Below are 11,853 nucleotides of genomic sequence, written 5' to 3' on the forward strand. Positions count from 1 at the left end.
TACGTGATCGCCCTACCCGAGCCCCCAGGCCGTCCGCGCCGCCTCGATCGCCGCCAGCTTGGCGTGTAAGGCGCTCCAGTCGTCGCGCTCGGCGATGCCAGCCCAGATCGCCTCGATCTCGTCGTAGAGCAGTTCCTGCGGCTCGGGCTCGGCGAAATAGGCGTTCGCCAGCCGCTCGGGCCGGTCGGGCGCGAAGCCCTTCAGCAGCCGCCGGAACTCGGCGAAGGCTTCGCCCTCATAGAGGCTGGCCCGCGAACCGCCCATGGCTCGCACCTCGTCGCCGCAGAACCAGTCGAAGAAGAACGGCTCCCAGCGCAGCGCCTGCCCGCCCTCGGCGATGGCCCGGAACGTGGCGTTGGCGAAGGCGACCTCGGCCTCCTCCTCGCCGCGCAGCAGGCCAAGCCGGTTCAGCAGCGCGCCGGCCAACTCCCGCCGGTAGATAGGCCCGAAGCCGTTCAGCGCCTCGATCAGCGGCTCTGACGGGCTGACCAGCGTCAGGCAGCCGCCGAGCTGCTGCAGGTTCCAGAATACGCTCTCCGGCTGGCGGCCGAAGGCGTAGAGGCCGGCGGTGTCGAAATAGGCCGCCGTGAAGTTGGGGTCGTTGTAGGGCAGGAACCGGTAGGGGCCGTAGTCGAAGCTCTCGCCGGTGATGTTCATGTTGTCGGTGTTCAGCACCCCGTGCACGAACCCGGCCGTCATCCAGCGCGCCGTCAGCCGCGCCGCCCGCGCGACCACCGCCGCCATCAGCGCCGCGCCCCGATCCCCTGCGCCCGCCAGCTCCGGATAGTAGTAGGCGATCACGTGGTCCACGAGCTGGCCGACCTGCTCGCCCTTCTGGAAATAGGCCTGCCGCTGGAAGGTCCCGAAGCGGATGTTGCTGTGCGATAGGCGGACCAGCACCGACGAGCGGGTCGGGCTGGGCTCGTCGCCGCGCATCAGTTGCTCGCCGGTCTCGATCAGCGAGAAGGATCGCGAGCTCGGAACCCCCAGCGCCTCCAGCATGGCCGTCGCCAGCACCTCCCGCACCCCGCCTTTGAGGGTCAGGCGTCCGTCGCCGCCCCGCGACCAGGGCGTCTGGCCCGAGCCCTTGGTGCCGAGGTCCAGCAGCCGCCCGCCCTGGTCTTCGCGCATCTGGGCGAAGGTGAAGCCCCGCCCGTCACCGAGCTCGGGATTGTAAACGCGGAACTGATGGCCGTGATAACGCATGGCCAGCGGCTGAGGCAGGTTGTCCGGCAGCGGCCGGAAGCGCCCGAAGTGCGCGGTCCATTCCTCGTCGCTCAGGGCCTCCAGCCCCACGCTGGCCGCGGCCCGGTCGTTGCGGAACCGCAGCAGGGTCATCGGAAAGTCGGCCGGGGCCACGGGGTCGAAGAACTCTGCGCCTAGTTCCTGGACGTGCGGCTCGGGACGGTAGTCGGGCGAGACGGGCATCCCCTTCAAATGAGCGATCACATCGGCGCCAGCAACGCCCGATTGATGTGCGGGGCCGCGATGGCCCATGCTAACCGAAGCCATGGCGAGACGATTGACCCTCGATTTCCTGAAGACGGAAACCGCGTCGGGCGTGATCCTGGCCAGCGCGGCGCTTCTCGCCCTCCTGCTCGCCAACTCGCCCTGGGCCGACTCGTACTTCGCCTTCATCAGGCACGAGATCCCGATCCAGATCGGCGCCTTCCACGAGGTGAAGCCGGTTGATCGGTGGATCAAGGACGGCCTGATGGCGATCTTCTTTTTCGTCGTCGGGCTGGAGATCAAGCACGAGATCCTGCGCGGCGAACTCTCCAGTCCGCGGCGCCTGGCCCTCCCCGTCCTCGCCGCTATCGGCGGGATAGTGACGCCATCGGCAGTTTATCTGCTGATAAACGCCGGTTCGGCAGGTTCGCCGCAGGGCTGGCCGACCCCCGTCGCCACCGACATCGCCTTCGCCCTGGCCGCCCTCGCGGTGGCCGGACCGAGGCTGCCGGCCTCCTTGCGGATCTTCCTCCTGACCCTGGCCATCGCCGACGACCTGGGCGCGGTCGCCCTGATCGCCATCCTCTTTACGTCCGACGTGAACCTGTACGCCCTGGGCGGGGCGGCCGCCTCGATCGGGCTCATGGCCTTGATGTCTCAGTGGAAATCGGCGCCCTACCTCTTCTACGCGGCCTGTTTCGCCCTGGCCTGGGCCTTCTGCCTGAAGAGCGGCGTCAACACCTCGCTGGCCGGCGTCGCGGCGGCCATGACCGTCCCCATCGAGCCGCGCAAGCCCGGCCACGAAGGCCCGCTCAAGCACTTCATGGAGAGCCTGCACCCCTACGTCGCCTACCTGATCCTGCCCCTCTTCGCCTTCGCCGCCGCCGGTTTCTCCTTCGCCGGCCTGTCGCTTTCGACCCTGCTGAGCCCGATCCCGCTGGGCGTCGCGCTGGGCCTCTTCCTTGGTAAGCAATTGGGCGTATTCGGTTTTTCGGCCCTCGCCATCTGGCTGAAACTGGCCCGCCGGCCGACTGGCGCGAAGTGGCTGGAGCTCTACGGCGTCTCGCTGCTGTGCGGGATCGGGTTCACCATGAGCCTCTTCATCGGCGGCCTCGCCTTCGATCCGCATGACGGCCTGGCCCAGACCCAGGTGCGCGTGGGGGTCATCACCGGCTCGATCCTCTCGACCCTCGCCGGCATGGCGGTCCTGGCCTACGCCCAGCGGCTGCGCGGCGACGAGGTCTAGACCAGGGTCCGCGCCCAGCCCTCGTCGCCCCGCCGCGCGGCGATCACCTTCAAGCCCGGCGCGAACCGCGCCACGGCCTCGAGCGTCTGGTCGAAGTCGGGCGCGTCAGCCGCGCCATCCTGGCTGACCACCACCGCCTCGATGCTCAGCCCCCGCCCGCGCAGCGTTTCGACCGCGGTCAGGGTGTGGCTGACCCCGCCCAGATAGGACCCGCCCACCAGCACGCTGGGCAGGCCAAGCGTGATCATCAGGTCGAGGCACGTGGCGTCCTCAGCGATCGGCGACATCACCCCGCCCACGCCCTCGACCACAGTGAGGTCCGCTCCGCTCGCAGCCAGGCCATCGCGGCAGAACCGCTCAAGCTGCGCCAGCCGCAGGTCCACGCCCTCAAGCCGCGCCGCCATCGGCGGTGAGAGGGCCGCGCCGAATCGCAGCGGCGAGACCGCGTCCAGTTCCGCGACCGTCAACGACCGCCCCAAGGCGCTCAGCAGGCGGCCCGGATCGCTCCCTTCCCAGTTGGCGAGGTCGAAGCCGCTGACCACAGGCTTCAGCGCCTGCACGGACTGTCCGGCGGCCCTCGCCGCGCGCAGGATGGCGCAGGCGGCGTAGGTCTTGCCAACGTCCGTATGAGCGCCGGCGATGAACAGTCGCCGGCTCATGACGCCATAAGCGGACGCACCGCCGCCGATAGACGGTCGATCTCTTCGTCAGGATGGCCGGCGGTGAACGCCACCCGCAACCGCGCCGTCCCCGCCGGTACGGTCGGGGGACGGATCGCCACGACCAGGAAGCCCTCGGCCTCCAGCGCCCTGGCGGCGGCCAAGGTCCGCTCGGCCTCGCCCAGCACCACCGGCACCACCGAACTCGTCGCCTCGGGCAGGCCAAGCGCACGGGTGAAACGCTGCGCCTTGGCGAGCGGCGCGGCCGCCAGCGCCGGGTCCGCGGCGACCACGTCCAGCGCCGCGAGGGCCGCAGCGGCGTTCGCCGGCGGCAGGCCGGTCGTGTAGACCAGGGTCCGCGTCCGGGTCTTGATGAAGTCGATCACCGGCGCGCTGGCGCAGACATAGGCGCCATAGCCGCCGAGGGCCTTGGAAAAGGTGCCCATGGCCAGATCGATCCTGGCGTCCGGGAAGAGCGCCGCTGTCCCGCGCCCTTCACCCAGCACCCCCAGCCCGTGGGCGTCGTCCACCAGCAGCCAGGCCTCGTGCGCCTGAGCGAGCCGGGAAATCTTGTCCAGCGGGGCGATGTCGCCATCCATGGAGAAGACCCCGTCGGTGGCGATCAGCGCCCGTCCCTCGCCGCGCAGGCCCGCCAGCTTCTCGGCAAGATCCTGCATGTCATTGTGACGAAACCTGACGATACGGGCCTGCGAAAGCTGCGCGCCGGACCAGATGCAGGCATGGGCCAGCTCGTCCACGAACACCACGTCGCCTTCGCCCACGAAGGTCGGAATGATCCCGCTGTTGGCGAGATAGCCGGAGCCAAAGACACAGGCCGCCTCAGTTCCCTTCAGCGCCGCCAGCCGCGCCTCCAGCTCACTGAAGATCGGATGGTCGCCGGTCACAAGCCGCGAGGCGCCGGCTCCCGCCCCGTGCGCCTGCACCGCCGCGATCGCCGCAGCCTTCACCGCCGGATGATGCGAAAGGTTCAGGTAGTCGTTGCAGGAGAAGGAAAGCAGCCGTCGCCCGCCACGCTCGACCCACAGGCCGTCCAGCCGATGCGTCGGCGTCAGGCTGCGCTTCAGGCTCTGGGCCTCGAGGGTCGCGAGCTTTGCCTGCGCGAAGGCGGTCAAGGTGTCTGTCACGGCGTGCGGTATGCACGAGCCCGGCCTTCGGTTAAAGCCGCAGGTCATGACTTTCGCGACACCGGACTGGCTCACCCACGGCGCCCGCAACGTCTGGCGGCCCTACTGCCAGATGAAGACCGCGCCTGCGCCCCTCGCCGTCGCCCGCACGGAAGGCGCGCGGATCATCCTGGAGGACGGCCGCGAACTGGTGGACGGCATCGCCTCCTGGTGGACTGCCTGCCACGGCTACAACCACCCGCACATCCGCGCGGCGGTGACCGCCCAGCTCGAAACCGCGCCGCACGTGATGTTCGGCGGCCTGGCGCATGAGCCGGCCTATCGCCTGGCCAGCCGCCTGGCGGCCCTGTTGCCCGGCGATCTCGACCACGTCTTCTTCGCCGAAAGCGGCTCGGTCTCAGTCGAGATCGCGATGAAGATGGCGCTGCAGTACTGGATCAACCGCGGCGTCGCCGGCCGCACCCGCTTCCTGAGCTTCAAGGGCGGCTATCACGGCGACACCCTGGCCACCATGACCATCTGCGATCCGGAAGAGGGCATGCACAGTCTGTTCGCGGGCGTCATGCCGGCCCAGATCGTCACCGACCTGCCCGCAGGTCCGGCAACCGAAGCGGCCCTCGATACGCTGCTGGCGCAGAAGGCGTCCGAGGTCGCGGCGATCATCGTCGAGCCGCGTATCCAGGGCGCCGGCGGGATGCTGTTCCACGACGACGAGGTGCTGCGTAGCCTGCGCCGTCTGGCCGACAAGCACGGCGTCCTGCTGATCTTCGACGAGATCTTCGTCGGCTTCGGCCGCACCGGCGACCTCTTCGCCTGCGAAGGCTCGGGCGTGACGCCCGACATCGTCACCCTTTCCAAGGCCCTGACCGGCGGCACCCTGCCGCTCTCGGCCGCCATCGCCCGCAGCCACGTGTTCGAGGCCTTCTGGTCCGACGATGCGGGCGCGGCGCTGATGCACGGCCCGACCTACATGGCCAATCCCCTGGCCTGCGCCGCGGCCAACGCCAGCCTCGACCTCTTCGAGACCGGCCAGTGGAAGGCGGATGTCGCCCGGATCAACACCGCACTAACGGAGGGCCTGGAGCCCTGTCGCGCGGCGCCCGGCGTGGTGGACGTGCGGACCTATGGCGCCATCGGGGTGGTCGAGTTCGATCATGCGGTCGAGAGCGGCCCGCTCTGCATGGCCTTCGCCGAAGAGGGCTGCTGGATCAGGCCCATGGGCAAGGTCGTCTATCTCACCCCGCCCTACGTCACGACCGACGACGAACTCGCCCGCCTGACCGGCGCGATCCGTCGGGTCCTGACCCGCTAGTTTTTTTGCCTGCCCTGTCGGATCGGTCACCGCCCCCGCGTCCTTGAGCCAAAGGCCCTTTCACGGGCCGCCAAGGAGGACGACCCGATGACCACCATGGAAAGCGCCGCCGGCGAACTCGCCGCCATCGACATGCCCATGAAGGGCGTGATCCCGCACCTTGCCGTCGATGGCGCCAGCGCCGCGTCCGAGTTCTACCAGAAGGCTTTCGGCGCCAAGGAGGTCTTCCGCCTGCCGGCCGACGACGGCGTGCGCCTGCTGCATTGCGCGTTGCTGGTCAACGGCGGCACGCTGATGATCTGTGACGTGTTTCCGGACATGCCCGAGCACGGCGCGCCGTTCCAACCCTCCTCGTCCTACACCATGCACCTGCAGGTGGACGACATAGACTCCTGGTCCCAGCGGGCGCTCGACGCCGGCGCCGAGGTCGTTATGCCCGTCGACCTGATGTTCTGGGGCGACCGCTACGGCATCCTCCGCGATCCCTTCGGCATCCAGTGGTCGATGGGCGAGCCTCAACCCAAAGCCTGAAGGAGGATCGCGAAATGACCGTCGCCACCGACACGGGGCGTACGTCGAGCTCCCGGCCGATGGCCTGGGCCGGCTGGGCCCTGACCGGGCTCTTCGCCCTGTTCATGACCTTCGACATCGCCATCAAGCTGGTCGATCTGCAGGTTGTCCGCGACACCCTGGCCGCGCTCGGTTACCCGCCAGGGCTTGGCCGGACCATCGGGGTGATCGAGCTCGTCTGCCTGGCGCTCTACCTCAATCCGCGCACGGCCGTACTGGGCGCGGTGCTGTTCATGGCGGTGATGGGCGGGGCGATCACCAGCCACTTGCGCCTGGGCAACCCGCTCTTCAGCCACACCCTGTTCGGGGTCTATCTCGGCCTCTTCATGTGGGGCGGGCTCTGGCTCCGCGACGCGCGTCTCAGGAGCCTGTTTCCCGTCAGGCCCTGATGGCCCGGCCTGCCGTCACGACAGCCTTTCCCTTGCGGCGCCTACGGACATAGTGTCAGTCCAAACAGCGCCCGCTTGGGGAGGGGAATCGATTTCATGGCCGCGACCAACGCCGGCGTTGCTGAGCCTGCCAGAAAGCCGCTCTTCTCCGAAAGCTACAAGCAGTCGGTGCTTTGGCTTCTGGTCCTGGCCTACACCTTCAACTTCATCGACCGGACGATCATCTCGACCATCGGCCAGGCCATCAAGGTCGACCTGAAGCTCACCGACACCCAGCTCGGCTTGCTCGGCGGCCTCGCCTTCGCCCTGCTCTACACAGCCCTCGGCATCCCGATCGCCCGGGTCGCCGAGCGGGGCAGCCGGGTCAACATCATCACCATCGCCATCGTCATCTGGTCGGGCTTCACCGCGCTCTGCGGCATGGCGCACAGCTTCGTCCAGCTCATGCTGTTCCGCGTCGGGGTCGGGGTCGGCGAGGCCGGCCTTTCGCCGCCGGCGCACTCGCTGATCTCGGACTATTTCGAGCCGCGCAAACGCGCCTCGGCCCTGTCGATCTATTCGTTCGGGATTCCGCTCGGCAGCATGATCGGCGCCGTCGCCGGCGGCTGGATCGCCCAGAACCTTTCCTGGCGCATGGCCTTCATGCTGGTCGGCCTGCCGGGCGTCATCGTCGCCATCCTGATCAAGGTCTTCGTCAAGGAACCCCCGCGCGGCTATTCCGACCGCCTGATCGCCCAGCAGGCGGCCGACGCGCCGATGACCGAGGGCGACGAGACCGCGCCCGCCGTCCACACCAAGCCGCCCTCGGTCTGGGAGGTCGCCAAGCGGATCTTCGGCCGCTGGGGCTTCTTCCACATGGTGGCCGGCGTCACCCTGGCCTCCTTCGCCGGCTATGGCGTCGGGCAGTACTCGGCCCCCTACTTCATCCGCAATTTCGGCCTGGACCTGGCCACCGTCGGGATCATCTTCGGCCTGATCGGCGGGCTTTCCTCGGGGGCCGGCACCCTGCTCGGCGGCTTCCTCACCGACTTCGCGGCCAGGAAGTCGGGCCGCTGGTACGCGCTCGTGCCGGCGATCGGCCTGCTGATCGCCTGCCCGCTGTACATCCTGGTCTACGTCCAGACCGACTGGAAGCTGGCCGCTGGGCTGCTGCTGCTCCCGGGGATCTTCCACTACACCTATCTCGGCCCGACCTTCGGGGTGATCCAGAACGCCGTCTCCCTGCGCATGCGGGCGACCGCCACGGCGCTGTTGTTCTTCGTCCTGAACCTGATCGCCCTGGGCCTTGGCCCGCCCTTCTGCGGCTGGTGCATCGACATGCTGGCGCAGTCGAATTTCAGGGCCGTGGGCATGGGTCCGTTCTTCGACATGTGCCCCGGCGGCGTCGGGCGCGAAGGCGCCGGGCCGATGGTCGACGCCGCCTGCAAGGCCGCCACCGCCAAGGGCACCCAGCAGGGCATCATCTTCAACCTGCTGATCTACGCCTGGGCCGGCGTCCACTACCTGCTGGCGGCCATCACCCTGCCCAAGGACATGGCGGCCGCCCAGGCCCAGACCGAGGCAGAAGCGCTGGCCGGCGCATGACCGGCGCGGTTCGGCCCTGGCCGAACCGCCACGGGCGCCTCTAGGCTGCGATTCGCATGGACCTGAGCCCCCTTCCCCTGACGTCGGTCGTCGGCGCCTTCCTCCTGGCGTTTCCGGCGCTGTTCTCGATCGTCAATCCCGTGGGAGCCGCGCTCACCTTCCACCAGGTCACCGAGGGCCGCTCCGACCGCCACATTCTGGCCTGGCGGATCGCACTCTTCGCTCTCTTCATCCTGCTCGGCTCCCTGCTGCTCGGCGGCTACATCCTCAACTTCTTCGGGGTCAGCATGGGCGCCCTGCGGGTCGCGGGCGGCCTGGTGGTCGCTATCCGCGCCTGGGGCTTGCTCATGCAGCCGGAGGCCAACGAAAGCCGCAAGGCCGACGCCGCCGCGCCTGCGGAGCTGCAGGACGACGTGGCGTTCTTCCCGCTCACCATGCCGTTCACCACCGGCCCCGGGGCGATCTCGGTCGCCATCGCGCTCGCCTCGCAGCGACCGTCGGACGGCGACGGCGTCATCTCGTTCTTCATCGGGGTCAGCCTGGCGGCCGTGCTGGTGGCGCTGGCGGTGGGGGTTTCCTATCGCTGGTCCTACAAGGTGCTGGCCCTGCTGGGCCGTTCGGGCGCTCGGGTGCTGTCGCGCCTGGTGGCCTTCCTGCTGCTCTGCGTGGGCGTCCAGATCATCAGCAGCGGCCTCGAGAGCCTTGTCCCGACCTACCTCAACGCCCTGACCTGACCCGCCAAGATTGCGATCGGGCGGCTTCGAGGCTAACACGCGCCCGTTAAGGAGCCTCGCCCATGATCCCCCGCTACACCCGCCCGGAAGCCGCCCACATCTGGGACGCGCAGACCCGCTTCAAGATCATGTTCGAGATCGAGGCCCACGCCGCCGACAAGATGGCCGAGTTGGGCGTCATCCCGAAGCTGGCCGCCGAGACCATCTGGGAAAAGGGTCGCGATGCGATCTTCGACGTTGACCGCATCGACGCCATCGAGCGCGAAGTGAAGCACGACGTCATCGCCTTCCTGACCCACGTCACCGAGATCGTCGGTCCCGAGGCCCGTTTCCTGCACCAGGGCATGACCTCCTCGGACGTCAACGACACCACCCTGGCGGTCCAGCTCTCCCGCGCCACCGACCTGCTGCTTGAGGATGTCGACCTAGTGCTGGCCGCGCTGCAGAAGCGCGCCTTCGAGCACAAGCTGACCCCGACTGTCGGGCGCAGCCACGGCATCCACGCCGAGCCGACCACCTTCGGCCTGAAGCTCGCCGGTCATTACGCCGAGTTCCAGCGCGCCAAGGAGCGCCTGGCCATGGCCAAGTTCGAGATCGCCACCTGCGCGATCTCCGGCGCGGTCGGCACCTTCGCCAACGTGGCGCCCGAGGTGGAAGCCTACGTGGCTGAGAAGATGGGCCTGGCGGTCGAACCGTCTTCGACGCAGGTGATCCCGCGCGACCGGCATGCGGCCTATTTCGCGGCCCTCGGCGTCGTCGCCTCCTCGATCGAGCGCCTCGCAATCGAGATCCGCCACCTGCAGCGCACCGAAGTCCTCGAGGCCGAAGAATTCTTCGACGTCGGCCAGAAGGGCTCGTCGGCCATGCCGCACAAGCGCAACCCGATCCTGACGGAAAACCTGACGGGACTGGCCCGGCTTGTCCGCTCGGCGGTCACGCCGGCCATGGAGAACGTCGCCCTCTGGCATGAGCGCGACATCAGCCACTCCTCGGTCGAACGCGGCATCGCGCCGGACAGCACTGTCCACCTGGACTTCGCCCTGCGCCGTCTGGCCAGCGTGGTCGACCGCCTGCTGGTCTATCCGGAAAACATGCAGAAGAACCTCGACCGCCTGGGCGGCCTGGTTCACTCCCAGCGCGTGCTGCTGGCCCTGACCCAGAAGGGCCTCTCGCGCGAGGCCTCCTATTCGGCCGTGCAGCGCAACGCCATGAAGGTCTGGCGCGGCGAAGGCAATTTCCTCGACTTCCTGAAGGCCGATCCGGAGGTGACCCTTTCGGACGCCGAGCTCGCCGAGCTCTTCGACCTCGGCTACCACTTCAAGAACGTCGACGTGATCTTCTCGCGCGTATTCGGCCAGGACGCGATGGCCAAGGCCGCCGAGTAATCGAGAAACAAGGGACGCTCCGACGGGAGCGTCCCGTCCTTCCTCAGACCCTCTCGACGATGATCGCCGGGGCCATGCCGCCGGCGGCGCACATGGTCACCAGGCCGCGCTTCAGGTCGCGGCGCTCAAGTTCGTCGAGGATCGTACCGATCAGGATCGCGCCGGTAGCGCCGATCGGGTGACCCAGGGCCATCGCCCCGCCGTTCACATTGACCTTCTCGCGGTCGAGCTTCAGGTCGCGGATGAACTTCTCGGTCACCACCGCGAAGGCCTCGTTGATCTCGAAGAGGTCGATGTCGTCCAGGGTAAGGCCGGCCTTGGCCAGCACCTTCTTCGCCGCCGGAACCGGGGCGTTGAGCATCAGGGTCGGACAGTCGCCCATATTGGCCATGGCCACGACCCGGCCGCGCGCCTTCAACCCGTTCTTGGCCGCATATTCCGGCGATGCCAGAAGCACGCCGCCCGCCCCGTCCACCACGCCCGACGAGTTGCCCGCGTGGTGCACGTGGGTGAACTTCAGGTCCGGATAGACCTGCCGGATCAGGTCGGCATAGGTCGTGCCCTTCTCGTCCACCTGGACATTGGCGATCATCTCGAAAGAGGGCTTCAAGGCCGACAGTCCTTCCAGCGTGGTCTGCGGGCGCGGGAATTCCTCTTGGTCGAGGGCCAGCGAGCCGTCCTCGCGATAGACCGGCGTCAGGGACTTCTTGAAGTGGCCGCCCTTGATCGCAGCGTCCGCGCGCTGCTGACTGAGCAGGGCCAGCTCGTCCAGGGCCTGGCGGCTGATGCTTTCCATGCTGGCGACCGCATCGGCGCACACGCCTTGCTGGCTTTGCGGGCGGCGCGCCCGGAGGCGCAGGTTGCCGCCGTCCATCATCGGCGGCCCGGAGGATTGGCCGCCGCCACCGCCGCTGGAGGCGGTGTAGGACATCATCTCCGTACCCCCGGCGATCACCAGGTCTTCCATGCCCGACATGATGTTGGCCGCGGCGATGTTCACCGCCGTGATGCCCGAGCCGCAGAAGCGGTCCAGGGTCATGCCGCTGGCCCTGACGTCATAGCCGGCGTCCAGAGCCGCCATGCGGCCGAGGTCGCCACCCTGCTTGCCGCGCTGGCTCGAGGTCCCCCAGACGATGTCGTCCACGTCGCCGGTTTTCAGGTTGTTGCGCTCGGCCAGAGCCTTCAGGACCGTGGCGGCCAAGTGCTGGGGGTGAAAGTCGGCAAGCGCGCCTTTGCCGACCTTGCCGATCCCGCGCGGCGTGCGGCAGGCGTCGATGATCAGGGCTTCGGGCATCGGTGATGTTTCCTTCCGGTCGGGTCGTTTCGCCCATACGATCCACCCGCCGCTACGGCAGTCCAGCGCAAATCTCGTGCCCGCCG

11 protein-coding genes are annotated in these 11,853 nt (G+C 68.4%); 7 read left to right on the top strand and 4 right to left on the bottom strand.

What is annotated here, in order from left to right; genetic code table 11:
• Window positions 1-12: 12 nt before the first annotated feature.
• On the bottom strand, window positions 13-1,428 hold the full coding sequence (locus ABID41_RS16630) for a protein adenylyltransferase SelO family protein (protein ID WP_354298413.1): 1,416 nt from the start codon (window positions 1,426-1,428) through the stop codon (window positions 13-15).
• A 94-nt stretch (window positions 1,429-1,522) separates the two neighbouring features.
• Here ABID41_RS16630 and nhaA point away from each other — a divergent pair, with 94 nt between their 5' ends.
• Window positions 1,523-2,695, top strand: a complete 1,173-nt coding sequence (nhaA, locus tag ABID41_RS16635; protein WP_354298172.1) for a Na+/H+ antiporter NhaA — start codon at window positions 1,523-1,525, stop codon at window positions 2,693-2,695.
• Here the strand turns inward: nhaA and bioD are convergent.
• Window positions 2,692-3,354, bottom strand: coding sequence for a dethiobiotin synthase (gene bioD, locus ABID41_RS16640; RefSeq protein ID WP_354298173.1), 663 nt, complete (start codon window positions 3,352-3,354; stop codon window positions 2,692-2,694). The two genes, nhaA and bioD, sit on opposite strands and share 4 nt — an antisense overlap.
• Complete coding sequence (bioF, locus tag ABID41_RS16645) at window positions 3,351-4,547, bottom strand: 8-amino-7-oxononanoate synthase (protein WP_354298174.1); 1,197 nt, start codon at window positions 4,545-4,547, stop codon at window positions 3,351-3,353. The genes bioD and bioF overlap by 4 nt, the downstream gene beginning before the upstream one ends.
• Here bioF and ABID41_RS16650 point away from each other — a divergent pair.
• The 6 genes from ABID41_RS16650 to purB all read left to right on the top strand — a co-directional run bounded on the left by ABID41_RS16650 (window position 4,546) and on the right by purB (window position 10,473).
• The gene (locus ABID41_RS16650) at window positions 4,546-5,811 is read left to right on the top strand and encodes an adenosylmethionine--8-amino-7-oxononanoate transaminase (RefSeq protein WP_354298175.1); all 1,266 of its coding nucleotides are present in this window, start codon (window positions 4,546-4,548) and stop codon (window positions 5,809-5,811) included. The genes bioF and ABID41_RS16650 overlap by 2 nt on opposite strands.
• An 87-nt stretch (window positions 5,812-5,898) precedes the next feature.
• Window positions 5,899-6,342 (top strand): VOC family protein, encoded by a 444-nt coding sequence (locus ABID41_RS16655; protein ID WP_354298176.1) that lies wholly within the window; start codon window positions 5,899-5,901, stop codon window positions 6,340-6,342.
• A gap of 14 nt (window positions 6,343-6,356) precedes the next feature.
• Complete coding sequence (locus ABID41_RS16660) at window positions 6,357-6,770, top strand: DoxX family protein (protein WP_354298177.1); 414 nt, start codon at window positions 6,357-6,359, stop codon at window positions 6,768-6,770.
• 96 nt (window positions 6,771-6,866) lie between these two features.
• The gene (locus tag ABID41_RS16665; RefSeq protein ID WP_354298178.1) at window positions 6,867-8,354 is read left to right on the top strand and encodes a spinster family MFS transporter; all 1,488 of its coding nucleotides are present in this window, start codon (window positions 6,867-6,869) and stop codon (window positions 8,352-8,354) included.
• 56 nt (window positions 8,355-8,410) lie between these two features.
• On the top strand, window positions 8,411-9,088 hold the full coding sequence (locus ABID41_RS16670; RefSeq protein ID WP_354298179.1) for a MarC family protein: 678 nt from the start codon (window positions 8,411-8,413) through the stop codon (window positions 9,086-9,088).
• A gap of 62 nt (window positions 9,089-9,150) precedes the next feature.
• Window positions 9,151-10,473 carry an adenylosuccinate lyase gene (gene purB / locus ABID41_RS16675; protein WP_354298180.1) on the top strand — a complete coding sequence of 441 codons (1,323 nt, stop codon included), beginning with the start codon at window positions 9,151-9,153 and terminating at the stop codon, window positions 10,471-10,473.
• Between the two features lie 43 nt (window positions 10,474-10,516).
• Here the strand turns inward: purB and ABID41_RS16680 are convergent, their stop codons facing one another.
• Complete coding sequence (locus tag ABID41_RS16680) at window positions 10,517-11,767, bottom strand: acetyl-CoA C-acetyltransferase (protein ID WP_354298181.1); 1,251 nt, start codon at window positions 11,765-11,767, stop codon at window positions 10,517-10,519.
• Window positions 11,768-11,853: the final 86 nt, after the last annotated feature.

This window comes from Phenylobacterium koreense (assembly GCF_040545335.1).
GTDB classification, from domain to species: domain Bacteria; phylum Pseudomonadota; class Alphaproteobacteria; order Caulobacterales; family Caulobacteraceae; genus Phenylobacterium; species Phenylobacterium koreense.